Source organism: Streptomyces sp. TLI_053 (assembly GCF_900105395.1).
GTDB lineage: Bacteria > Actinomycetota > Actinomycetes > Streptomycetales > Streptomycetaceae > Kitasatospora.
In genome coordinates, this window is the sequence record NZ_LT629775.1 from 3,503,555 (window position 1) to 3,527,367 (window position 23,813).

At 74.3% G+C, this 23,813-nt stretch carries 21 protein-coding genes; 7 read left to right on the forward strand and 14 right to left on the reverse strand.

Features of this window, described 5'->3' with window-relative positions; all coding sequences use genetic code 11:
- Positions 1–18 precede the first annotated feature (18 nt).
- From BLU95_RS13865 to miaA, 4 genes are all read right to left on the reverse strand, one after another.
- Complete coding sequence (locus BLU95_RS13865; RefSeq protein WP_093860286.1) at positions 19–2,499, reverse strand: RelA/SpoT family protein; 2,481 nt, start codon at positions 2,497–2,499, stop codon at positions 19–21.
- Between the two features lie 214 nt (positions 2,500–2,713).
- On the reverse strand, positions 2,714–3,625 hold the full coding sequence (gene dapF / locus BLU95_RS13870) for a diaminopimelate epimerase (protein ID WP_093860287.1): 912 nt from the start codon (positions 3,623–3,625) through the stop codon (positions 2,714–2,716).
- 105 nt (positions 3,626–3,730) lie between these two features.
- A complete protein-coding gene (locus BLU95_RS13875) occupies positions 3,731–4,279 on the reverse strand; it encodes a hypothetical protein (RefSeq protein WP_197698759.1) in 549 nt (182 codons plus the stop codon).
- A gap of 226 nt (positions 4,280–4,505) precedes the next feature.
- On the reverse strand, positions 4,506–5,465 hold the full coding sequence (gene miaA / locus BLU95_RS13880) for a tRNA (adenosine(37)-N6)-dimethylallyltransferase MiaA (protein WP_231978561.1): 960 nt from the start codon (positions 5,463–5,465) through the stop codon (positions 4,506–4,508).
- 139 nt (positions 5,466–5,604) lie between these two features.
- On the opposite strand from miaA, the gene BLU95_RS13885 reads away from it, so the two are divergent.
- On the forward strand, positions 5,605–5,940 hold the full coding sequence (locus BLU95_RS13885) for an antitoxin (RefSeq protein WP_093860289.1): 336 nt from the start codon (positions 5,605–5,607) through the stop codon (positions 5,938–5,940).
- A gap of 24 nt (positions 5,941–5,964) precedes the next feature.
- Here BLU95_RS13885 and BLU95_RS13890 read toward each other — a convergent pair whose 3' ends face one another.
- Together BLU95_RS13890 and miaB are read right to left on the reverse strand one after the other, a co-directional pair.
- On the reverse strand, positions 5,965–6,663 hold the full coding sequence (locus BLU95_RS13890) for a class III extradiol dioxygenase subunit B-like domain-containing protein (RefSeq protein WP_093864869.1): 699 nt from the start codon (positions 6,661–6,663) through the stop codon (positions 5,965–5,967).
- A gap of 123 nt (positions 6,664–6,786) precedes the next feature.
- Positions 6,787–8,289, reverse strand: coding sequence for a tRNA (N6-isopentenyl adenosine(37)-C2)-methylthiotransferase MiaB (gene miaB / locus BLU95_RS13895; protein ID WP_286158630.1), 1,503 nt, complete (start codon positions 8,287–8,289; stop codon positions 6,787–6,789).
- An 83-nt stretch (positions 8,290–8,372) separates the two neighbouring features.
- On the opposite strand from miaB, the gene BLU95_RS13900 reads away from it, so the two are divergent.
- A complete protein-coding gene (locus tag BLU95_RS13900) occupies positions 8,373–9,380 on the forward strand; it encodes a TAXI family TRAP transporter solute-binding subunit (RefSeq protein ID WP_093860290.1) in 1,008 nt (335 codons plus the stop codon).
- 78 nt (positions 9,381–9,458) lie between these two features.
- Here BLU95_RS13900 and BLU95_RS13905 read toward each other — a convergent pair whose 3' ends face one another.
- Together BLU95_RS13905 and BLU95_RS13910 are read right to left on the reverse strand one after the other, a co-directional pair.
- Positions 9,459–10,898, reverse strand: coding sequence for a sensor histidine kinase (locus tag BLU95_RS13905; protein ID WP_093860291.1), 1,440 nt, complete (start codon positions 10,896–10,898; stop codon positions 9,459–9,461).
- A gap of 6 nt (positions 10,899–10,904) precedes the next feature.
- On the reverse strand, positions 10,905–11,660 hold the full coding sequence (locus BLU95_RS13910; RefSeq protein ID WP_093860292.1) for a response regulator transcription factor: 756 nt from the start codon (positions 11,658–11,660) through the stop codon (positions 10,905–10,907).
- 414 nt (positions 11,661–12,074) lie between these two features.
- Here BLU95_RS13910 and BLU95_RS13915 point away from each other — a divergent pair, with 414 nt between their 5' ends.
- From BLU95_RS13915 to BLU95_RS13935, 5 genes are all read left to right on the forward strand, one after another.
- On the forward strand, positions 12,075–12,848 hold the full coding sequence (locus BLU95_RS13915) for an amino acid ABC transporter ATP-binding protein (protein ID WP_093860293.1): 774 nt from the start codon (positions 12,075–12,077) through the stop codon (positions 12,846–12,848).
- A 136-nt stretch (positions 12,849–12,984) separates the two neighbouring features.
- Positions 12,985–13,893, forward strand: coding sequence for a glutamate ABC transporter substrate-binding protein (locus tag BLU95_RS13920; protein WP_093860294.1), 909 nt, complete (start codon positions 12,985–12,987; stop codon positions 13,891–13,893).
- 71 nt (positions 13,894–13,964) lie between these two features.
- Entirely contained in the window at positions 13,965–14,618 is a 654-nt protein-coding gene (locus tag BLU95_RS13925) for an amino acid ABC transporter permease (protein WP_093860295.1), read from the forward strand.
- Complete coding sequence (locus BLU95_RS13930; RefSeq protein WP_093860296.1) at positions 14,615–15,466, forward strand: amino acid ABC transporter permease; 852 nt, start codon at positions 14,615–14,617, stop codon at positions 15,464–15,466. The genes BLU95_RS13925 and BLU95_RS13930 overlap by 4 nt, the downstream gene beginning before the upstream one ends.
- A 134-nt stretch (positions 15,467–15,600) precedes the next feature.
- Positions 15,601–17,481, forward strand: a complete 1,881-nt coding sequence (locus BLU95_RS13935) for an FAD-dependent monooxygenase (RefSeq protein ID WP_173862051.1) — start codon at positions 15,601–15,603, stop codon at positions 17,479–17,481.
- A gap of 60 nt (positions 17,482–17,541) precedes the next feature.
- Here BLU95_RS13935 and rny read toward each other — a convergent pair whose 3' ends face one another.
- The 6 genes from rny to BLU95_RS13965 all read right to left on the reverse strand — a co-directional run bounded on the left by rny (position 17,542) and on the right by BLU95_RS13965 (position 23,787).
- A complete protein-coding gene (rny, locus tag BLU95_RS13940; RefSeq protein WP_093860297.1) occupies positions 17,542–18,993 on the reverse strand; it encodes a ribonuclease Y in 1,452 nt (483 codons plus the stop codon).
- 270 nt (positions 18,994–19,263) lie between these two features.
- Positions 19,264–20,298, reverse strand: coding sequence for a regulatory protein RecX (locus tag BLU95_RS13945; protein ID WP_353653561.1), 1,035 nt, complete (start codon positions 20,296–20,298; stop codon positions 19,264–19,266).
- A gap of 4 nt (positions 20,299–20,302) precedes the next feature.
- Positions 20,303–21,421 carry a recombinase RecA gene (recA, locus tag BLU95_RS13950; protein ID WP_093860298.1) on the reverse strand — a complete coding sequence of 373 codons (1,119 nt, stop codon included), beginning with the start codon at positions 21,419–21,421 and terminating at the stop codon, positions 20,303–20,305.
- A gap of 154 nt (positions 21,422–21,575) precedes the next feature.
- The gene (locus tag BLU95_RS13955) at positions 21,576–22,865 is read right to left on the reverse strand and encodes an AI-2E family transporter (RefSeq protein WP_231978562.1); all 1,290 of its coding nucleotides are present in this window, start codon (positions 22,863–22,865) and stop codon (positions 21,576–21,578) included.
- 102 nt (positions 22,866–22,967) lie between these two features.
- Positions 22,968–23,162 (reverse strand): DUF3046 domain-containing protein, encoded by a 195-nt coding sequence (locus tag BLU95_RS13960; protein ID WP_093860300.1) that lies wholly within the window; start codon positions 23,160–23,162, stop codon positions 22,968–22,970.
- Positions 23,163–23,226: 64 nt separating this feature from the next.
- Complete coding sequence (locus BLU95_RS13965; protein WP_093860301.1) at positions 23,227–23,787, reverse strand: GNAT family N-acetyltransferase; 561 nt, start codon at positions 23,785–23,787, stop codon at positions 23,227–23,229.
- Positions 23,788–23,813: the final 26 nt, after the last annotated feature.

The window sequence follows — 23,813 nt, forward strand, 5'->3', positions numbered from 1 at the left end:
ACTCGGGCGAGGTGCGAGCTACCCCTCGGGGCCGCGGTTCGGGCTGGGACTCCTCTGCCCCGAGAACGCCGCGGTCCGGCCGTGAATTCCCCATGATGGTCGCACGCCGGGCGCGGACGGGTCATCCGCATTTACCTCCGGCGCCGCCGGGTCGCCCGCCGGACGGACCGCCGGGCCGGGCGGGACGGCCGGGGCCCGGCCGGGGCCGCCGCCGGGCGGGGCGTGCGGCCGCTCCACGTCGTACACCCCTGACACCCGCAGCATGGCCCGCAGCACCGCGGCCAGCGCGGCCGGGTCCGGCAGCTCGACGGTGTAGGTGTGCCGGACCCGCAGCTCCTGCGGCGGCTCGACCTCGGCCGAGACGATGCCGACGCCCTCCCCCGAGATCGCGGCGGTGAGGTCGGCGAGCAGCCGGGGCCGGTTCAGCGCCTCGGCCCGCAGGGTGGCCCGGTAGCCGGCCGGCGGGGCGCCGCCGGGGCGCCAGTCGACGTCCAGCGCGCCGCGCCCGTCGGCCCGCATCCGCTCCCCGGCCGGACAGGCGGTCCGGTGCACGGCGACCGCGCCGCCGCGGATCGGGTAGCCGACGATCGCGTCCGGCGGCACCGGGGTGCAGCAGCGGGCCAGCCGGACCGGCGCGCCCGGACGGCCGGCCGCGGTGACCGGGACGGCGGGACGGCCGGCGGCGACGGGGTGCGCGGGCGGCGCGGGCTGGCTCGGCGAGGGGCCGGTGCGGACCACCGGGCGGCGGGCCGGATGGTCGGCGAGCCAGCGTTCGATGGCGATCCTGGCGGCCGGGGTGCGGGCGTGCGCGAGCCACTCGGGGGCGGGGCCGGAGGGCTCGGAGCGGCGCCGGCCGGCCGGAGCGGCGGAGCGCCCGGCCCCCCCGGGGCCGTCGGGGCCGTCAGCGCCGTCCGGCCGGTCGGCGCCGTCCGGCCCGTGGGGGCCGTCGGCCGTGTCCGAGCCGTCGGTGAGGATGGCCACCCGGTCGCCGTCCTGGAGCACCGTGGAGAGCGCCACCAGCCGCCCGTTCACCCGCGCCCCGATACATCGGTGCCCGGTCTCCTCGCCCAGCAGGTAGGCGGCGTCCACGCAGGTCGCCCCGGCCCGGAGCTGGAGCGTCTCACCGAGCTCGGTGACCGCGGTGATCTCGCGGTCACCGGCGAGGTCCGCGGTCAGCGCGGACCAGAAGGCGTCCGGGTCCGGGGTCTCCTGCTGCCACTCCAGCAGCCGGGAGAGCCAGCCCGGCCGGGCCGGGTCGGTGCGGTCCAGCTCGTCGGGGGCCTGCTCGCCGCCGCGCGCGGGCTGCCGGGGGTCGCCGAGCGCCACCACCCCGGTCTCGGCCACCTCGTGCATCCGGCGGGTGCGCACCAGCACCTCGACCACCTCGCCGCCGGCCAGCGCCACCGCGGTGTGCAGCGACTGGTAGAGGTTGAACTTGGGCGCGGCGACGAAGTCCTTGAACTCGCCCGGCAGCGGCGTCCAGCAGGTGTGCAGCTCACCGAGCACGGCGTAGCAGTCGGCGTTCTCCTCGACCACCACCAGCAGCCGCCCGAAGTCGGCGGGCTGCGGCTCCTGCGGCCGGCCGTCCCGCCCCGGGGCGGCGTCCCGCTTGAGCAGCACCCGGTGCAGCGAGACGCAGTGCCGGGGCCGGACGGTCACCTCGGCGGCGACCCCGGCCTCGGCGAGCTGACGGCCCAGCACGCCGGCGAACGGCGCCAGCAGGGTGTCCGGGCCGTCCTCGTGCCGGGCCAGCAGGGCACGGGTGCGGGCGTGCTCCTCCGGGTGCAGGGTGGCGAAGACGATGTCCTCCAGCTCCGCCTTCAGCACCTGGATGCCGAGCCGCTCGGCCAGCGGGATCAGCACGTCCCGGGTGACCTTGGCGATCCGCACCTGACTGGCCGGCTTCATGTGCCGGATGGTCCGCATGTTGTGCAGCCGGTCGGCGAGCTTGATCACCATCACCCGGACGTCGTCCCCGGTGGCGACCAGCATCTTGCGGAAGGTCTCCGCCTCCGCCGCCGCCCCGAAGTCGACCTTCTCCAGTTTGGTCACCCCGTCGACCAGATAGGCGACTTCGGGACCGAACCCCCCGGCGACCTGCTCCAGCGTCAACTCGGTGTCCTCCACGGTGTCGTGGAGCAGCGAGGCGACCAAGGTGGTGGTGCCGGCGCCCAGTTGGGCCAGGATCATGGTGACGGCCAGCGGGTGGGTGATGTACGGCTCGCCGCTCTTCCGCTTCTGGCCCCGGTGGCTCTCCTCGGCCAGCCGGTAGGCGCGGCCGAGGAGGCCGAGGTCGGCCTGCGGATGGTGCCGCCGGTGGGCCTGGACCAGCGGTTCGAGGGCGTCCGGCACCGGTGGGCGGCCGGTGGCCAGCAGCGCGGCGCGCCCGGCGCGTCCGAGCGCGGCCCGGCCCAGTCCGCCGAGCGGCCGTCTGGGCGGCCCGGCTTGCCGTGCGGACGTCGGCTGCCCCGCCAGGGGCTGCCCGGCTTCGATGGTCATCGGCACCTCCGGCAGCGGTACCGGGGGCGTGGGCCGACCCGGTGGTCCATGCTACCGAGCAGAGCACGTTCCGCGATGCCCCGCTTCCCGTCCGTCATCCCTGTCACCCGAACGGGGGGATTCGATCCGATACGAATTGGGCAAACGCGTTCGTCGACGGCCGCGCGACCCGGAGAAGACACCCCGGGCCGCGCGCACCGCTCGTGAGGGACGGTCAGACGCCGCCGAGCAGCGCCGTCCAGGACGGGTCCAGCTCGCCGCGGGCGACGATCGTCGCGGGTCCGGTCTTCTCCACCCGGCCGTCCGGGTGCTCGGTGATCGTCAGCCGGCCGCCCAGCACGTCGACCACGTAGGTCACGGCGGCGCCGGTGACCGCCGGGTCCAGGCCGTCCCGCCGGGCGGCGGCCACCGCGACGGCGCAGGCGCCGGTGCCGCAGGAGAGGGTCTCGCCGGAGCCGCGCTCGTGCACCCGCATCGCGACGTGCCGGGGCCCCCGGTCCACCACGAACTCGACGTTGACACCCTCCGGGTAGGCGCCCTCGGGGCTGGTCGCCGGCGCCGTCCGCAGCTCGCCGGCGTGGTCCAGGCTCTCGACGAACGCGACCGCGTGCGGATTGCCCATGTTGACGTTCAGGGCTGGCCAGCTGCGCCCGCCGACCGCCACCGCGATCCCGTCCGGTCCGGGCAGCGCGGCGCGGCCCATGTCCACGGTGATCTCCCCGGGCGTGCCGTCCGCGGCGTCCGCCGCCACCCGCACGGTGCGCAGTCCGGCCCGGGTGGCCACCGGTAGCTCGCCCGGCTCGGCCAGTCCGGCCTCGACCAGGTAGCGGGCGAAGACCCGGACGCCGTTGCCGCACATCTCGCCGATCGAACCGTCCGCGTTGCGGTAGTCCATGAACCACTCGGCCCGGTCGGCCTGGTCAGCCGCGGCCGGGTCGGCGGCGGAGCGCACCACGCGCAGCAGGCCGTCCCCGCCGATGCCGGCGCGGCGGTCGCACAGCGCGGCGACGGCCTCGGGGCCGATGGTCAGCCGGCCGTCCGGGTCGGGGACGATGACGAAGTCGTTCTGGGTGCCGTGCCCCTTGAGGAAGGGGAGGCCGACGGGCTGCGCGGAGGTTGCGGTCACCCTCCCGATGGTACCGAGGGGCGCCGGACGCCCGCCGTCCGGTTCCGTCCGGCGGACCGCCCGTCGGCTACCGAACCGGCCGTCGGCTGCCGGACCGCCCGCCGGCTACCGGCCGGAGAGCCGGACGACCCGCCACAGGGCCAGCGCGCAGGCGGCCAGCACGATCAGGGTGTAGATCACGATCGCCCGCCACCCGGCCCGCTCGCCGGTGCCGCGGCGCGGCAGTCCGGGCCACTTGTAACCGGCGTGCCGGGCGGCCATCGCCCCCCAGCCGAGCGAGGCGGCGGTCAGCAGCAGGCCGAGCATCCCGATCATCGCCGAACCGGCCCCGGCCGAGCCGAAGGCCAGCGGGAAGGCGAACATCAGCGACCCGGCGGTGGCCAGCAGGGCTATCGGCAGGGTCTGCCACCAACGGAGCCGGCGGCGCGGCCGGATCTCCCGCTCGTGCACCGCGCCGGCGGGGGCACTGGTGTCCAGTGCCGGCAGCGCGAGGGCGTACGAGGTGGGCATGTCCAGTCCGGCCAGCACCGGCAGGTCCGGCAGCGTGGAGGAGTCGAGATCGGCGGTCTGCGCCGCGGCACCGCCGCCGACGGCTGCGCCGTTCGCGGAACGTCCCGCGCCCTGGCCGGTTTCGGGGCCGGTACCCGTGGACACGCGGCCTCCCCTGACAGTTCGACACGAGTGCGACTCGCGGCCTGGCCGATCGGCCCGCCCGGGCCGACCCTTATGACCTCGATGATGGCATGTCCAGGGTGGCGTTCCGGGCCTGACCGGGGTCGTCGGGTGATCCGTGGCCATCACGTGATCCGGTCGTGACCGCCGGGCCGTGCTGCACGGCCCTCTGCCCGCGCAACTGCACCGCCGGATGGCCGGAAACCGCCTACCGGGCGGCCGTTTCCTGACGATCGATCAGCCCCAGCGAACGGTCGAGCAGCTCGGCCGGGTCGGTCCCGGCCGGCCGGGAGAGCCAGTGGATCCGGTCGTCCCGGCGGAACCAGGACTCCTGCCGCCGGGCGAAGCGCTTGGTCGCCCGGACGGTCTCGGCCCGGGCCTCGTCCTCCGTGCAGGTCCCGGCGAAGTGGTCCAGCACCTGCTGGTAGCCGAGCGCCCGGGAGGCCGTCCGCCCCTCGCGCAGTCCGATCCGCTCCAGCGCCCGCACCTCGTCGAGAAGCCCGTCCCGCCACATCCGGTCCACCCGCAGGGTGATCCGCTCGTCCAGCTCGGGCCGCGGCACCGCGACGCCGATCTGCACCGCGTCGTACACGGCGGTGTTGCTCGGCAGGTTCGCGGTGAACGGCTGCCCGGTGATCTCGATGACCTCCAGCGCCCGGACGATCCGCCGGCCGTTGCCGGTGAGGATGGCCTCGGCCGCCGCCGGGTCCAGCGCGGCCAGCCGGCCGTGCAGCGCGTACGGGCCGAGCTGCTCCAGCTCCGCCTCCAGCCGGGCCCGGACCTCCGGGTCGGTGCCCGGGAACTCCATCTCGTCGATCGCCGCCCGCACGTACAGACCGGAGCCGCCCACCAGGACGGGGGTGCGGCCGGCCGCGAGCAGCCGGTCGATCTCGGCCCGGGCCAGCCGCTGGTACTCGGCGACGCTGGCGGCCTCGGTGACGTCCCAGACGTCCATCAGGTGGTGCGGGATCCCGCCCCGCTCCGCCGCGGTGAGCTTGGCGGTGCCGATGTCCATGCCCCGGTAGAGCTGCATGGAGTCGGTGTTGATCACTTCGCCGCCGAGGGCGCGGGCCAGGGCCACGGCCAGGTCGGACTTGCCGGCGGCGGTCGCGCCGACGACCGAGACGACACGGGGGCGGCCGGGCGGGACAGTAGTGGAGCTGCTCACCGGACAAGTCTGCCAAAGAACGGCGGCCGACCGACCGGCCCCCCGTTCGGACCCCCGTTTTCGTCCTTTCCGTCCCGTTGCGAACGGTTCGGGCGTGACGGACGTTGTGAGAGAGACAGCGAACGAAGGGTGAGGCGCCATGGGTCTGATGGACAACCTCAAGGGCAAGGCCGGGGAGCTCAAGGAGAAGGCCAGCGAGTTCGCCGGCAAGCACAGCGACCAGATCGGGAGCGCGGTGGACAAGGCGGGCGGCGCGATCGACAAGGCCACCAAGGGCAAGTACAGCGAGAAGATCGAGCACGGCACCAGCAAGGCCAGGACCGCCGTGGACGACTTCGCCCACAAGCCCGAGGGCACCGGGAGCACCGGGAGCGCTCCGAACACCGGGAGCGCTCCGGACGCCGGAGGCACCGGCACTGTCCCGGGCGGCCCGAACGGCAGCCCGAACGGCGGAGCGCCCGGCCCCACCGGCTGACCGCCCCCGGGCCCGGCCCGGGGCTCAGCTCCAGGAGGCGACCAGGTACCCGACCCCGTACGGCGCGTCCTGGTAACCCAGCCGCGCGGTGAGGCCGGCGCCCTCGGCGGCGCCGGCCAGCACCTGCCAGGGCGCCCGGCCCTCGGCCTTCAGCTCGGCCGCCAGGCCCGGGTCCAGCGCCGCCAGCGCGGCCGTGTCCGCCGTGCCCAGCGCCCGCGCCAGCGCCGCGTCGTAGCCCTCGGCCCGCTCGTCCAGGTAGCCGGGCGCCTTCAGCGAGCGGCAGGCACTGCCGTCGCCCATCACCAGCAGCCCGACCCGGTCGGCCAGCCCGGCCAGGCCCTGGCCGAGTCCGAGCATCCGGTCCGCGGGCGCGTCGGCGGGCACCGCGCAGGCGTGCGTCGGCAGGGTGGCCCCGGCCCGGCCCAGCAGCCAGGCGCCGACGGTCAGCGCGGGCGACAGCTCGGGGCCCTCGGCCCGGCCGCCCGGCAGCGCGGCCACCACCGGCACGCCGTACCGGTGGAAGGACCCGGCCCCGCCCTCGGTCCAGACCTCGGCCTCCGGACCGGTGCCGACGACGACGAGCAGGTCCGGCCCGGCCGCGAGCACCACCCCTAGCGCCTCGTCGCAGGCCGCGCGCAGCGGCTCGAGCTCGGCCGAGGCCCCGGCGGCGACCTCCGGGACGAGCAGCGGCGGACAGGGGCACACGGCGGCGGCAACCAGCATGTGGATCACTCTAGGGGTTGACCCGCCGGGAACGCCGGACGGCCCGGGGGACCGTGCGGGTCCCCCGGGCCGTCCGGTACCGGGCGAAGGTCCGACCGCCCTCCCGGGCCGGCCGGTGCCGGGTCAGTCCCCGCAGCAGGCGCCCCCGGCCGGGGCGGCGAGCGGCAGCGCCTTCGGGGCACCGATCGACGGCAGCCCCAGCATCACGCCGGCCGGCTTGGCCGCGGCCGCGCCCTTGCGCTTCTCCCAGGCGTCGCCGGCCCGGGTCCGCCGCACCGCGAGCGTCGGCCCCTCGGCCAGCAGGTGGTGCGGGGCGGCGTAGGTGATCTCCACGGTGACCGTGTCGCCCGGCCGGACCGGCTCGGCGGGCCGGGTGAAGTGCACCAGCCGGTTGTCCGGGGCGCGGCCGGAGAGCCGGTCGGTCCGGTCGTCCTTCTTGCCCTCGCCCTCGGCGACCAGGATCTCCAGGACACGGCCGACCTGCTTCTTGTTCTCGTCCCAGGAGATCTCCTCCTGGAGCGCGATCAGCCGGTCGTAGCGGGCCTGGACGACCGCCTTCGGGACCTGCTCGTCCATCTCGGCGGCCGGGGTTCCCGGGCGCTTGGAGTACTGGAAGGTGAAGGCGTTGGTGAAGCGGGCCTCGCGGACGACCTTCATGGTCTCCTCGAAGTCCTCCTCGGTCTCGCCGGGGAAGCCCACGATGATGTCGGTGGAGATGGCGGCGTCCGGCATCGCCTCCCGCACCTTGCGGATGATGCCCAGGAAGCGGTCCTGCCGGTAGGAGCGGCGCATCGCCTTGAGGACCCGGTCCGAGCCCGACTGCAGCGGCATGTGCAGCTGGTGCATCACGTTCGGGGTCTCGGCCATAGCGGCGATCACGTCGTCCGTGAAGTCGCGCGGGTGCGGCGAGGTGAAGCGGATCCGCTCCAGGCCCTCGATCTGCCCGGCGGCGCGCAGCAGCTTGGAGAACGCCTCGCGGTCGCCCAGGTCGGAGCCGTAGGCGTTGACGTTCTGGCCGAGCAGGGTCACCTCGATGACGCCCTCGCCGACCAGCGCCTCGATCTCGGCGAGGACGTCGCCGGGCCGGCGGTCCTCCTCCTTGCCGCGCAGCGCGGGGACGATGCAGAAGGTGCAGGTGTTGTTGCAGCCGACCGAGATCGCGACCCAGGCGGCGTACGCGGACTCCCGGCGGGTGGGCAGGGTGGAGGGGAAGGTCTCCAGGGACTCCAGGATCTCGACCTGGGCCTTGCGCTCGACCGCGGCCCGCTCCAGCAGCGCCGGCAGGTGGCCGATGTTGTGGGTGCCGAACACCACGTCGACCCAGGGGGCCTTGGCGACGATGGTGTCCCGGTCCTTCTGGGCCAGGCAGCCGCCGACGGCGATCTGCATGCCCTTGTGGCGGGTCTTGACCGGGGCCAGCTGTCCGAGGTTGCCGTACAGCTTGTTGTCGGCGTTCTCCCGCACCGCGCAGGTGTTGAAGACCACCAGGTCGGGGTCGCCCTCCTGGCCCGCCTTGACGTACCCGGCGTCCTCCAGCAACCCGGAGAGCCGCTCCGAGTCGTGGACGTTCATCTGGCAGCCGTACGTGACGACCTTGTAGCTCTTGGATCCGCTGTCACCGCTCACCCGACCAGGGTACGGGCAGCGCCCGCCGTGCTTCCCCGCGCTTCCCCCTCCCGTTCGCCGCGGGCGCCTGGCACTATCCCTCCATGGCCTCCCGCACCTCCTCCCGACTCGGCACCGCCGCGCGCCGACCGCTGTGGCGGATCGTGGCGGCGCTCGTCCTGGTGCTGGCCGGCCTGGGCGGCTGGTGGCTGTCGGAGAGCCGCTCCCCCGGCTACCCGCGCGGCGAGACCCGCCTGGCCACCGGTGTCCAGCGCGGGGTGTACGACCGGTACGGACAGCTGCTGGACGCCCAGCTGGCCAGGGCGATGCCCGGGGTCCGGCTGGAGCTCGACAACTCCGAGGGCTCGATCGACAACCTCCGCCGGGTCACCTCCGGCCGGGACGACTTCGCGATAGCCACCGCGGACGCCGTGGCCCAGTACACCGGCCCCGGCCGGGAGAAGCTGCGGGCCATCGCCCGGCTCTACGACGACTACCTGCAGCTGATCGTGCCGGCCGACTCCCCGGTGCGCCGGGCCTCCGACCTCAAGGGCCTGCGGGTCGGCGTCGGCCAGCCGCTCTCGGGCGTCAACCTGGTCACCCGGCGGCTGCTGGCCGCGGCCGGGCTGGACCCGGACCACGACATCGTCCAGGCCCCGCTGGGCATCGGCGACGCCGCCGACGGGTTGCGGCGCGGGGAGGTGGACGCCTTCTTCTGGTCCGGCGGCCTGCCGACCAGCGCGCTCACCGACCTGTCCGAGCACGTCCGGATCCGGATCGTGCCGCTGGGCGACCTGGCCGAGTCGGTCCACAAGGTCGAGGGCGGCGGCACCGACGCCTACCGGGCGGCCACCATGCCCAAGGGCACCTACCCCAACGCCGAGCCCCAGGACGCGGTCGCCACCGTCGCCGTGCCCAACCTGCTGATCACCCGCGCCGACGTGGACGACGACCTGGTCCAGGGCATCACCCGCGCCGTGATCGACAGCCGCGACCAGATCGGCGCCCAGGTCCACGCCGCCCAGCTGGTCGACCTGCGCACCGCCGTCTACACCGACCCGCTCCCGCTGCACGAGGGTGCCGCCCGCTACTACCGCTCGGTCAAGCCCTGACCCTCGGGCCGGACCCCGGTCCGCGGGCCGGGCCCTGACCCCCGGGCCGGACCGGGTCCGGCCCCGGCGCCCCGCCCCTCAGCCGCGCTTGTCGGCGGCGCGGGGGACGGCGAGGGTCACGGCGAGGCCGTGCGGGACGGCGGTGCCGAACGTGAGCGAGCCGCCGGCGGCCTGGAGCAGGGTGGTGGCGATCGACAGGCCGAGACCCGAGCCGTCCACGTTCTGGTGGCGGGTGCTGCGCCAGAAGCGGTCGCCGGCCCGGGCCAGCTCCTCCTCGGTGAGGCCCGGCCCCTGGTCCGAGACGGTCACCGCGACCTCCTCGCGGCGCACCGCGACCAGCACCCGCACCCGGCTGCCGGGCGGGCCGAACTTGAGCGCGTTGTCGACCACCGCGTCCAGCGCGCTGCCGAAGCCGATCGGGTCGGCCAGGCCGAGCGCCAGTGCCGGGCCCTCCCAGACCAGCTCGATCCCGCGCTGCCCGGCCAGCGGACGCCAGGCGTCCACCCGGGCCAGGGTGAGCACGGCCAGGTCGGTGGGCTCGGGTTCGGGGCGGGCGTGCTCGGCGGTGGCCAGCCCGAGCAGGTCGTCCAGTACCCGGGCCAGCCGGACGCCCTCCTCGCGGACCCCGCCGAGCTCCTCGTCGTGGCCCTCGGGCAGCTCCAGACCCAGCACCTCGACCCGCAGCAGCAGTGCCGCCAGCGGATTGCGCAGCTGGTGCGAGGCGTCGGCGACGAAGGCCTTCTGCTGGTCCAGGGCGAGCACCACGTGGTCGGCCATCTCGTTGAACGAGCGGGCGAGCCGCTGCAGCTCGGGCGGTCCGCCGCCCGGCGCCACCCTGGCGTTCATCCGGCCGGTGGCGATGTCGTGGGTGGCCCGGTCCAGGGTGCGGACCGGGCGCAGCACCCATTCGGTCAGCCGGGCCGCGAGCAGCACGGCGACGATCATCGCGGCGGCCTCCCCGGCCCCGATGACCAGCCACTGGCGCAGGACCCGGGTGCGCAGCGCACCGGTCGGGGAGTCGCTGAGCACCACCGCGACCACGTCGCCGTCGCGGACCACCGGGGTGGCGACGGTGAGCGTCCGGTCCGGGGTCCACGGCCAGACCTGCGGCGGGTTGTGGCTGCGCCGGCCGTCGAGCGCCTCCTGGAAGGCCTGGTCGGCCCAGCCGCTGGCGGGCACCCGCCAGTCGGCCGGGGCCACCGCGATCGGTACGCCGTCGCGCTGGAAGATGCCGATCCGCACCCCGTACAGCTCGTGGTAGCGCACCACCTCGGCGTCCAGCGCGTGGCGGCGGCTGAGGTCGCCGGGGGCGGGCCGGGGGTCGCCCTTGAGCGCCGACTCGAGGCCGGAGACGCCGGAGGTCGGCAGGTCCTGGGCGAACCGGGCGGCGTCGTCCAGGCGGTCGACCACCACCCGGCTCTGTTCGGCGGCCGCGAACGCCGCGGCGAGCGGCATTCCGAGCGCGGCGAGCACACAGAGCATCAGCGCGATCAGGATGCCGAGGAGGCGGGTGCGCACGTGCGGTCAGTGCTCCGCGCGGGCCGGGGGCGGGCTGTCGGCGGCGGGCGCTGGGCATTCCGGGATCAGCCGGTAGCCCACGCCGCGGACGGCCTCGACCAGGCCGGGCAGGGCGAGCTTGGTGCGCAGCGAGCCGATGTGCACCTCCAGGGTGCGGCCGTTGCCCTCCCAGCCGCTGCGCCAGACCTCGCTGAATATCTGCTCGCGGCGGTAGACCACGCCGGGGCTCTGGGCGAGCAGCGCCAGCAGGTCGAACTCCTTGCGGGTGAGCGGCACGTCCCGGCCGTCGACGCTGACCCGGCGGCGCTCGCGGTCGATCACGATGCCGCGGGACTCCAGCGGGCCGCGCTGCTGCGGGACGGCGTCCGGGGCGGGCGCGGTGGCGGCGGCGGGCGCGGCGCCGCGGCGGGCGACGGCGTGGATCCGGGCGAGCAGCTCGCCCATGTCGTAGGGCTTGGTGACGTAGTCGTCGGCGCCCAGGTTGAGGCCGTGGATCCGGGAGCGTATGTCGGCCCGCGCGGTCACCATGATCACCGGTACGCCGCTGCCGGCCCGGATCCGGCTGCAGACCTCGAAGCCGTCCCGGTCGGGCAGCCCGAGGTCGAGCAGGACCACCCGGTACGGCTCGTTGCCGTCCGGCACCAGGGCGTCCAGGGCCTCGTGCCCGCTGCGGGCGTGCCGGACCTGGAAGCCGTGCCGGCCCAGGACCGCGACCAGCGCGGCGGCCACGCGTTCGTCGTCCTCGACGAGCAGCAGTCGCATGGTTCTCTCCTCCTCTCCCGGACGGTTTGCCGGGGGGTGTCCCTCGGTCGCCGTGCGATCGTCACGGCCCCTGCCGGGCAGGTCCCGGTTCTGCGCAGTATGGGCCAGCGGACGTCCGGACGCCAGGCTCGGCCGACGGCCGTCCGCCACCGCCGGGGCTCCGCGATCACGCCCCCGCGACCTCCGGACGCTGTCACTGTGCCCCTGCCGGGCCCAGGTGAACAGCGTCCGCCGGGCGTGTGTCCGGATCGTGATCCTCAAATTCCACTCAGATCGGCTGACGTGGCGCCGTCAGGGCTCCTATGGTCGCCCCACCGAGGGCCGCGGCTCCGCCGGCTGCGGCTCTCGGATTCCTACCACCATTGCCGCCCAAGGGAGTTCGCACCCACGGGCCGACCCGAGGGAGCAGGCCCGATGAGCACGAGCCTCGACCAGGACTCCCGCGCCGACGCCGCTCCCCTGGTGGTCCTGCGCAACGTCAACAAGCACTTCGGTGCGCTGCACGTCCTCCAGGACATCGACCTGGAGATCAAGCAGGGCGAGGTGGTCGTCCTGATCGGCCCCTCCGGCTCCGGCAAGTCCACGCTGTGCCGGACGATCAACCGGCTGGAGACCGTCGACTCCGGCACGATCACCATCGACGGCCGCCCGCTGCCCGCCGAGGGCCGGGAGCTGGCCCGGCTGCGGGCCGAGGTCGGCATGGTCTTCCAGAGCTTCAACCTGTTCGCCCACAAGACCGTGCTGGAGAACGTGGTCCTCGGCCAGGTGAAGGTCCGCGGCATCGCCAAGGACCAGGCCGTGCGGACCGCCGAGGAACTGCTGGAGCGGGTCGGCGTCGGCGCCCAGGCGTCGAAGTACCCGGCCCAGCTGTCCGGCGGCCAGCAGCAGCGCGTCGCGATCGCCCGGGCGCTGGCGATGAACCCCAAGGTGATGCTCTTCGACGAGCCCACCTCGGCACTCGACCCCGAGATGATCAACGAGGTGCTGGAGGTCATGCGCCAGCTGGCCGCCGACGGCATGACGATGGTCGTCGTCACCCACGAGATGGGCTTCGCCCGCTCCGCCGCCAACCGGGTGCTGTTCATGGCGGACGGCCGGATCGTCGAGCAGAACACCCCCGAGGCGTTCTTCACCGCACCGCGCTCCGAGCGCGCCAAGGACTTCCTCTCCAAGATCCTGCACCACTGATCCCCCGGTCCGGACCCCCGGCCGGCGGCGGGCGCCACCGCGCGCCCGACCCTCCCGCCCGCCGGGCCCCCACCCGTACCGCACCCTTCGCCAGAGCCCGGTCGACCCGTGGCCAAGCCCGAGGAGAACTGCCCTCATGAGGACTCGTCGCACCTTCGCCGTCGCGCTCTGCGCCATCGCGCTCACCGCCACCGCCGCCTGCGGCAAGGACGGCACGCCCGGCGCCGCCAACACCTCGTCCGGCGGCAGCGCCGCCCCCGCGCTGCCCACCTACACCGTGAAGACCGACGTCAAGGTCGACTCGGCCGTGCTGGCCGAGGCCAGGAAGCGCGGCCAGCTGATCATCGGCGCCAAGTCCGACCAGCCGTTCCTCGGCTGGGAGGACCTCGCCAGCGGCGACCGCAGCGGCTTCGACATCGAGATCGCCAAGATGGTCGCCGCGGACCTCGGCTTCACCCCGCAGCAGATCAAGTGGCAGACCCTGGTCTCCTCGCAGCGCGAGCCGGCCATCTCCAAGGGCCAGATCGACTTCTACGTCGGCACCTACAGCATCAACGACGAGCGCAAGAAGACCGTCTCCTTCGCCGGCCCGTACTACGTCGCCGGCCAGGACCTGCTGGTGAAGTCCGACAACACCGCGATCACCGGCCCGGACTCGCTCAACGGCAAGAACGTCTGCACCGCCACCGGCTCCACCTCGATCAAGAACATCGAGAAGTACTCGCCGAAGATCACCCAGTTCGACACCTACTCGGCCTGCGTCGAGAAGCTGATGTCGGGCGAGGTGGACGCGGTCACCACGGACGACGCCATCCTCAAGGGCTACGCCTCGAAGTACTCGCCCAAGCTCAAGGTGGTCGGCCAGCCGTTCACCAAGGAGAACTACGGCGTCGGCCTGGGCAAGGACGACAAGGCGCTGCGCGACGCGATCAGCGACGCGCTCAAGGCCCACCAGGACAACGGCGACTGGAAGAAGGCCTACGACGCCACCCTCGGGCTCTCCGGCGCCGCCGCCCCGCAGCCGCCGGCGCTCGACCGCTACTGATCCACCCGGGGCACCGGGCCACCGGGCCACCGCTCCCCTTCATCACCGAACCCTGAGAGGAGGGCCGCCGGATGGGCTTCCTGTTCGAGAACGGCAACTTCGCGCTGTTCCGCGACGGCTTCCTGCAGACGATCGAGCTGAGCGCGCTCAGCGCGCTGCTCGCCCTGCTGCTGGGCACCCTGCTGGCGGCCTTCCGGGTCTCCCCCGTCCCCGTCCTCCGTGCCTTCGGCACCGGCTGGGTGACGATCTTCCGCAACACCCCGCTGACCGTGCTGTTCTTCGCCGTGACCTTCGGCCTGCCGCCGCTCGGGGTGCACTTCAGCCACCTCGTGTTCGCGGTGCTGGCGCTCGGCAGCTACACCGCGGCGTTCGTCTGCGAGGTGCTGCGCTCGGGCATCAACACGGTCCCGATCGGTCAGGCCGAGGCGGCCCGCAGCCTCGGCCTGACCTTCGGCCAGACCCTGACCCAGATCGTCCTGCCGCAGGCGGCCAGGACGGTGCTGGCCCCGATGAGCAGCGTCTTCATCGCGCTGCCGAGGAACTCGGCGATCGCCGGCGCGTTCAGCGTCGGCGAGCTGTACAGCGTCCAGCAGGGCTTCTCCGACGGGGACGGCTACTCGATCTTCGCGATCTTCTTCTGGGTCGCCTGCGCCTACCTGCTGATCAGTGCCGCCGTCGCCCTGCTGTTCCGTTTCCTGGAGTCCCGACTGGCGGTGGCCCGATGAGCAACCTCTTCACCCGCTCCGCGACGGCCAGCGTCCTCTACGACGCCCCCGGGCCGAGGGCGCGCAACCGCAACCGGATCTTCGGGGTGCTCTCGCTGCTCGGCATCGCCGGCCTGGCCTGGTACGTCTTCATCACGCTGAACGACAACGGCCAGTTCGAGGCCGGCCTCTGGGACGCCTTCCAGTACACGACCATCCAGCAGCGGATCGTCGACGGCCTGGTCGCGACCCTGAAGGCCTTCGGGCTGGCGGCGGTGTTCTCGCTGGTGCTGGGCGCGCTGCTGGCGGCCGGGCAGCTCTCCGACCACCGGCCGGTGCGCTGGGTCTGCGTCTCGGTGGTCCAGTTCTTCCGGGCGATGCCCCTGCTGATCCTGATCGTCGCGCTCTACTACGGCTTCTTCGCCAAGGAGCCGATGTGGGCCCTGGTACTCGGCCTCACCCTCTACAACGGCTCGGTCCAGGCCGAGATCATCCGCAGCGGCGTCAACGCGGTGCCGCGCGGCCAGGGCGAGGCGGCGTTCGCGCTCGGCATGCGCAAGACCCAGGTGATGACCACCATCCTGGTCCCGCAGGCGGTCCGCTCGATGCTGCCCACGATGATCGGCCAGCTGGTCGTCACCCTCAAGGACACCTCGCTGGGCGCCATCATCACCTACCACGAGCTGCTCTTCGTGGGGAAGGCCATCGCCACCCAGCCGCTCAACGCCGCGGGCTTCCCCTACATCCCCGTGGTCCTGGTGATCGGCCCCGTGTACATCGCGATGTGCCTCCTGCTCACCGCGCTCGCCCGGTGGATCGAGGCACGTGGCCGACGCGGCGCGAACCGGCGCACTTCAGCTGCTGCTTGACGGACACGCAGGTGAACTGTTGCATTGCTCTTCGTGACACCATCCGGGAGCATCCACGCGGCATATGACGGCAGGCTGACGGCCGGTCCGTGCTCCGAGATCCACGGCGCCCGCCCGGGCCCGGAGGGACCGGCATGGACCCGGTGATCGTGGTCGGGGCCGGGCCGGTCGGCCTGGCCCTGGCCCTCGCCCTGGCCCGGCACGAGGTGCCGACCGTCGTCCTCGACGAGGGCTCCGGCCTCTGCCCCGAGAGCCCGCGCAGCGTCGTCCTCGGCGCCGACACCGCCGCCTTCCTGACCCGGATCGGCTACACCCGGGCGGCCTCCGACGCCGCCCGCTGGGACGCCTTCGCCGTCTGGCGCCGCCGCCAGGAGGTGCTCCGGATCGACCTCGCCGACACCCCCGTGCTGCACCTGCCCCAGCACCGCCTCCAGCGCGGCCTCCGCGACGCCCTCACCGGCAGCCCGCTGGTCGGACTGGTCCCGCTGAACCGGGTCACCCGGCTCGAACAGGACCGGGACGGCGTCAGCGTGCTCACCCGCAACCCGCAGGACGGCACCGAGACCTGGTGGCGCGGCAGCCACCTGGTCGGCTGCGACGGCGCCCGCTCGGCCGTCCGCAAGCTGCTGAAGGTCCGCTTCCCCGGGCGGCCCGCCGTCGACCGCAGCGCGATCGCCACCGTCCGGGTCGACCTGCCGTTCACCGAACCCCGGCTGCACCGCGAGCCGCCGTGGCGCGGCGACCGCGAAGCCACCGCCCGCCCGCTGCCGGACGGCGTCTGGCGCCTCGACTGGCGGCTCCCCCCGGGCCGGCCGGCCCCCACCGAACCGGTCGACCCGCACGCCACCTGGCCCGGCATCGTCACCGGCGACACCCTGCTCACCAGGGTCTCCGCCACCCTCACCGGCTGGTGCGGCGAGCTCCCGAAGTTCGACCTGCTCGCCGCCGCCGACCACACCGCCCAGCAGCGGCTGGCCGCCCGGTTCCGGGTCGGCCGCTGCTTCCTGGCCGGCGACGCCGCCCATCTGCACGGCGCGCTCGGCATGCAGAACCTCACCGACGGTCTGCGCGACGCCGACAACCTGGCCTGGCGGCTCGCCCTCGCCTGGCATCTCCACGCGGGCGGCCCGCAGCCCGGCGGCTCCCTGCTCGACGGTTACGAGGCCGAACGCCGCGGCGCGGTCGGCGCCCGGCTGCGCGCCGTCGACCAGGCCATGCCACTGCTGCGCCCGCTGCGCGGCTGGGCCCAGACCCGGCGCTCGCTGCTCACCGGCTCCTTCCGCAAGCACGCGCCGATGCTCGCCGACGGGCACCTCGGCACCGGGCGGTTCGGCGGCGCCCCCGCCTATCCGGCCGCCCCCTCCGGCGTGCCCGGGCGGGTCCCGGTCCAGCGGGGCGCCCGCAGCACCACCTCGCTCAGCGAGCTGCTGCCCGCCACCGCCCCCGGGGTACTCGTCCCCGACCTGCCGGTACTGGCCACCGACGGCACCCCGGACCGGTTGCACTCCCGGCTCGGGGCGGGCTTCCTGCTGCTGCTGGTCGCGCCCGGCACCGCCGTGTGGTCCGCGGAGCGCTGGCTGGGCGCCGGGCTGATGCCCCGGCTGGCCGAGGTCGCCGCCGCGCTGCCGGTGCCCGCCGAGGTCCTGGTCACCGAGGCCTATCCGGGCGCCGGCCCGCACACCGTGCTGCTGATCCGGCCCGACGGCCATCTGGTCGGGGTGACCCAGGGTGCGGCGGCGGAGGACCTCCAGGCGCTGGCCGACGGGGCCAGGGGCGGTCCGGCCTCGCTCACCGGCGGGCCCGACCAGGAGGCACCGGCCCCGGAGCCGGCGGGACCCGGCGCCACGGCCGCCGGTACCGCGTCTCCCGCTGCCGCGGCCACCGGTGCCACAGCCGGCGGCACCACGGCCACCGGCGCCACGGCCACCGGCCCGGTCACCGCTGCTCCGGCCACCACGCCGACCGCCGCCCCGACCGCCGAGCAGGCCCCGCCGGTCCGCCCGTCCGGGCGCTGACCGGGCGGCCCGACCGGGCCCGGCGGCCGGACGGCCCGACCGCCGGATCCACCCGGTCGGCTACCGGGCCACCTCGGTCGCCCGGCTCTCGCGGACCACGGTGACCCGAATCTGGCCCGGATAGGTCAGCTCCTCGGCGACCTGCTTGGCGACCTCGCGGGCGATCACCTGCGCCCCGAGGTCGTCCACCACCTCCGGCCGGACCATCACCCGCACCTCCCGGCCGGCCTGCATCGCGTAGACGGTGGCCACGCCGTCGTGCGCCCGGGCGATCTCCTCCAACCGCTCCAGCCGCCGCACGTACGCCTCCAGCGACTCCTTGCGGGCCCCCGGCCGCGCGCCCGAGCAGGCGTCGGCGGCCTGGGTGAGCACCGCCTCCACCGTGCGGGGCTCCACCTCCCCGTGGTGCGCGGCGATCGCGTGCACCACGTCCGCCGACTCGCCGAACCGCCGGGCCAGGTCGGCGCCGATCGCCGCGTGGCTGCCCTCGACCTCGTGGGTCAGCGCCTTGCCGATGTCGTGCAGCAGCGCCGCGCGCCGCACCGGCTCCGGGTCCACCCCGAGTTCGGCGGCCATCATCCCGGCCAGGTGCGCCGACTCCACCAGGTGGCCGAGCACGTTCTGCCCGTACGAGGCCCGGTAGCGCAGGGTGCCGAGGGTCCGGACCAGCTCCGGGTCCATGGCGCCGACCCGGACGGCGAGCAGCGCGTCCTCACCGGCCCGCACACAGCGGCGCTCGACCTCGACCCGGCTGCGCTCGTGCTCGTGCTCGATCCGCAGAGGGTGGATCCGGCCGTCCTCCACCAGGTGCTCCAGGGTGAGCCGGGCAGTCTCCCGGCGGACCGGGTCGAAGCAGGAGAGCTGCACCACCGAGGGGGTGTCGTCGATGATCAGATTGACGCCGGTGACGGCCTCGAAGGTCCGGATGTTGCGGCCCTCGCGCCCGATCACCCGGCCCTTCATCTCCTCGTTGGGCAACCGGAACACCGACACCGCGGTCTCGGCGGTCTGTTCCGCCGCCAGCCGCTGGATCGCCCCGGCCAGGATGCCCCGGGCCCGCTGCTCGCCCTCCTCGCGGGCGGCGCGCTCGATCTCCCGGACGGCGACCGCCGCCTCCCGGCGGGCCTCCGACTCGGCCTCCCGGACGAGTTCGGCGCGGGCCTCGGCGGCGGAGAGCCCGGCGGTCCGCTCCAGCTCGACCGCCCGGCGCCGGAGGAGTTCCCCGGCCTCCGCCGAGGCGCGGGCCAACGCGGCCGAGCGCTGGGCGAGTTCGTCCTCGCGGGTACGGAGCCGGTCGAACTCCCCGGCCAGCCGCTCCTCGCGCCGGTCGAGTTCGGCCCGCAGCCGGTCGGCCCGCTGCTCGGTCTGCTGCCGGGCCCGTTCGGCCGCCGCGGCGGCGCGACGACGCGCGACCCTCGACCGCCGGACCAGTAGCCACGCTGTCGCCAGGACCACCAGCAGGACGGCCGCCGCAAGGGAAGCGGCCGATCCGGCGCTCACCGCGATCCTCATGCTGCCCACTCCCCGTCCCGCCGCGGCACACCGCCCGGGACCACCGCGCGGCCGCCCGGAACCGCCCGGTCACAGGCATGGCCGGGCGTACGGCCGGGGCGGCCGAGGAACGGTCGACGTGCTCCCGCACTGAGTGCGAGGCTAAGCGCGGGTTACGAAACGGTCAAGACTGGCCAGGCAGTTGACCAACCCTCCGGTAACACTCGGGGCGGACCGGGCCGACCCGACCGGCCTCACCGAGCGGAGCCCTCAGGAGCAGCCGGGCCGGACTCAGTCCTCGTAGCCGTCGCCCTCGTCGCCGTACTCGTCCTCGTCCTCGGCGCCCTCCGCGTCCAGGGCGTCGCGGACCACCCGGAAGGCCAGGCCCTCGGAGTAACCGCGCCGGGCGAGCAGCCCGACCAGTCGGCGGGTGCGGGTCTGCCGCTCCAGGCCCCGGGTGGCCCGCAGCCGCCGGTCGACCAGGGCCCGGGCCGCCTCGGCCTCGTCGTCGTGGTCGAGCTGGGCCAGGGCCTGTTCGGCGAGGTCACCGGAGATGCCCTTGGTCCGCAGCTCCTGTGCCAGCGCACGCCGGGAGAGTCCGCGGACGCTGTGCCGGGACTCCACCCAGGCCCGGGCGAAGGCCGCGTCGTCGATCAGCCCGACCTCCTCCAGCCGGGTCAGCACCTCCTCGGCGACCTCGTCCGGGATCTCCCGCTTGCGCAGGGCGTCGGCGAGCTGCTTGCGGCTCTTGGCCGCACCCGTGAGCAGCCGCAGGCAGATGTCCCGCGCCCGGCTCTCGGGATCGGCCGGCTCCTCGGTCCGGGCACCGCGGCCCGCTCCGCGACGGCCCGGAGCACGCTCCGCGCCGTCGTGCTCCCGGCCCCCGGGAGCGGCGGCCCTCCGGGTACGGCCGGACCGCCGCGCGGGAGGTTCGTCCGGGAACTCCGGAGCGAGGTCGGCCGCACCCCCGTGACCGGCCGACCCCGCTCCCTCGCCCCGGCCGTCCCGCTCGCTCCGGACGGCCGGGCCGCTCTCGGCCTCCAGCGCCGAGCGCCGTCGGCGCCGCCCCGCGGGCAGCTCGGAGGCCTGGACCAGCCCCAGCCCGTCCACGTCCGCCGGACGGGCCGCCGGACGCTTCACCGCGCGGGCCCGCTCCGGCGCGGGCTCCGGCGACCATGCCGGGTCCCAGACCGATTCCGCCCGGACCCGCCGCCGGGCCGGCGACTCGGCCCCTGGACCCGCGACAGCCGCGAACCAGTCCGGCGGCCCGTAGTCGTCGTCCTCTGCGGACTCCTCGGGGCCGACCGGCCCACTGTGCTGCGTCAACGACTCAGGCCTTGGCGGCCGCCGCCGTCGTCTTCTTCGCCGCTGCCGTCTTGGCGGCGGTCGCGGTGATCGGCTTGGCCGCGCCCTCGGCGCCACCCGCCGCCTCGCCCTCGGCCGGCTCCTCCACCTTCGGGCCGATGCCCAGCTTGCTCTTGAGCTTCCGCTCGATCTCGTCGGCCAGCTGCGGGTTGTCCCGCAGGAAGTTGCGGGCGTTCTCCTTGCCCTGGCCGAGCTGGTCGCCCTCGTAGGTGTACCAGGCGCCCGACTTGCGGATGAAGCCGTGCTCCACGCCCATGTCGATCAGGCCGCCCTCGCGGCTGATGCCCACGCCGTAGAGGATGTCGAACTCGGCCTGCTTGAACGGCGCGGCGACCTTGTTCTTGACGACCTTGACCCGGGTGCGGTTGCCGACCGCCTCGGTGCCGTCCTTCAGGGTCTCGATCCGGCGGATGTCCAGCCGGACCGAGGCGTAGAACTTCAGCGCCCGGCCACCGGTCGTGGTCTCCGGCGAGCCGAACATGACGCCGATCTTCTCGCGCAGCTGGTTGATGAAGACCGCGGTGGTGTTCGACTGGTTCAGCGCACCGGCGATCTTCCGCAGCGCCTGGCTCATCAGGCGGGCCTGCAGACCGACGTGGGAGTCGCCCATCTCGCCCTCGATCTCGGCCCGCGGCACGAGCGCCGCCACCGAGTCGATGATCACCAGGTCGATCGCGCCGGAGCGGATCAGCATGTCGGTGATCTCCAGCGCCTGCTCGCCGGTGTCCGGCTGGCTGACCAGCAGAGCGTCGGTGTCCACGCCGAGCTTCTTGGCGTACTCCGGGTCGAGCGCGTGCTCCGCGTCGACGAAGGCGACCGTGCCGCCGGCCTTCTGGGCGTTGGCCGCCAGGTGCAGCGTCAGCGTGGTCTTGCCGGAGGACTCGGGACCGTAGATCTCGACCACCCGGCCGCGCGGGATGCCGCCGACCCCGAGCGCGACGTCCAGGGCGGTGGAACCAGTGGAGATCACCTCGATCGGCTCGTTCGCCTTCTCGCCGAGGCGCATCACCGAGCCCTTGCCGAACTGGCGCTCGATCTGGGCGAGCGCCGTCTCAAGAGCCTTCTCGCGGTCCGTACCTGCCATGGCTTCCACCCTCGGGTTCTGTGCTGTGCGCTTCATCGTCCTCGACGCTAGCGCCTTCCACTGACAATCGGCCCCGACCGGGCTCTGCCTGGGGAAAACTCTGCGCCGGAGAGTACAAAGAACAAGTGTTCGAATCAAGCCGGAGCCGTTCGGACTACTTCCGCCCGGAGTCCCCGCCGACCATCCGCCGCAGCCGCCGGGCCGCCTCCCGGCGCAGCTCCCGGCGGTGCCGGCGCTGCTCGCCCCGGTCGATCCGCGGGTCCGTGGCCACCTCGTAGCGGCGCACGTACGTCCCGACGAAGCCCTGCAGGGTGGCCGCCGCCGGGATCGCGATCAGCGCGCCGACCGCGCCCAGCAGCGCCGCGCCCGCGATCACCGCGCCGAACGCCACCGCCGGGTGCACGTCGACCGTCCGCGCGGTGATCCGCGGATGCAGCAGGTAGTTCTCGATCTGCTGGTAGACCACCACGAAGGCCAGCACCCAGAGCGCGTCCACCGGCTGCGGGGTGGTGAGCGCCACCAGCACCGGCAGCGCCCCGGCGAGATAGGTGCCGATGGTCGGCACGAACTGCGACATGACGCCGACCCAGACCGCGAGCGCGGCCGCGTAGGGCAGGTCCAGCAGCGCGAACATCACCCAGTGCGCGAGGGCCGACACCACCGCGAGCAGGGCCCGCGAGTAGAGGTAGCCGCCGGTCTTGGCGAGGGCGATCTCCCAGGCCCGCAGCACCTCCGCCTGCTTGGCGGGCGGCAGCATCGAACAGACGGTCCGCCGCACCCGGGGCCCGTCGGCGGTGAAGTAGAAGGTGAAGAGGCCGACCGTGAAGGCCTGGAAGAGCCCGCCGATCAGGGTCGAGGAGACGCCCCAGACGTTGTCCGCGGCCTGCTGGGCGTAGTTCTCGATCGCGCCGGAGTCCTTGAGCAGCTTCTTCTGCAGCTCGTCCAGCGAGAGGTCCTGGTGGAAGGTGCGGTTGACCCAGTCGATCAGGTTGTCCAGCAGGTGGGGCAGGTCACCCGCGATCTTCGCGACCTGGTCGACCAGCAGGGTCCCGAGCGCGGTCAGGAATCCGGCCACGGCGATCGCCACCGCGACGAAGACCAGGAAGGTGCCGATGCCCCGGCGCACGCCGCGGGCCGCCATCCGGTCCACCGCCGGCTCCAGCGCCAGCGAGAGGAAGAACGAGACCAGCAGCATCACGAAGAGGTCGATCAGCTGGTGGAAGGCCCAGTCGGCGAGCTGGAACACCCCGACCAGGACCAGTGCGAGCACCATCGCCCGCGGCAGCCAGCGCGGCATGCCGGAACCCCAGAGACCGTCACCCGCGGTCCGGGGTCCGGTCGGCTCCTCGGGCGGGCCCGGCGGGGAGGCGGGCGGAGGGCCCGCGGCCTCGTCGGCGACCTGCGCCGACCTGTCCGGATTCGGCTGTTCTGCACTGCTTGCCACCCGCACAGTTTGACCCATGCCCGACGAACGTTCGAGCACTGCCGGAGGGTTCGCGGAGCGGAGCGGGGGCCGGTCGGGCCCGGTCCCCCGCGCGGGCCGGGGTCAGCGGAGCACGCCGGACACTCCCTGGGTCTCGCAGACGACCCGCCAAACATCCTTGGCCTCCTGGCCCGCGTCCAGGGCCTGCCGGACGGTCCGCCCGCCCAGCTCGCTCATCACGTGGTCGCTCGCGAAGGACTCCGCGTACGCCTCGCCGAAGTGCTCGTACATTCGCCGCCAGAACTCCGTCAGCCTCATGCCCCCAGTATCCCGGACCGCCCGCCCGCCGGTCCGGGCTCCCGGCACCCGGTGCCCGGGCCGCTCAGGCCGCTCGGGCCCGCCAGTCGGCAGCCGTCAGCGCGTACTCGACCTCGCCGTGCTCACTGCCCGCGATCGTCTCCGGGTAGTCCTCGTGGAAGGTGCGCACGTACGAGAGCCCGGCCTTCTCCATCACCCGCCGGGACCCGCTGTTGACCGCCATCGTGTACGCCACCACCCGCTCCACGCCCAGCCCGGTGAAGCCCCGTCGGACCAGCGCCCGGGAGCCCTCGGTGGCGTAGCCCCGCCCCCAGGCCGCGCGGCGCAGCCGGTAGCCCAGCTCGACCTCGGCGCGGTCGCCGTCGAGCGACCGGAACTCGAACCAGCCGAGGAAGGCGCCGCCCTCCCGCTCCTCGGCGGCCCACCAGCCGAGGTCGCCGAACCGCCGGTAGTGGTCGAAGTACAGCGGCAGCAGAGTGTCCTCGACCACCGCCCGCGGGGTGGGCCGGCCGCCGGTGAGGTAGCGGGTCACCTCCGGGTCGGCGTCCAGTTCCACCAGGGCGTCCACGTCGGTGTCGGTGAAGCGGCGCAGTACCAGCCGCTCGGTGGTGAGGAAGGTGTCCATCCCGTGATCCTCGCCCGCCGGCCCCG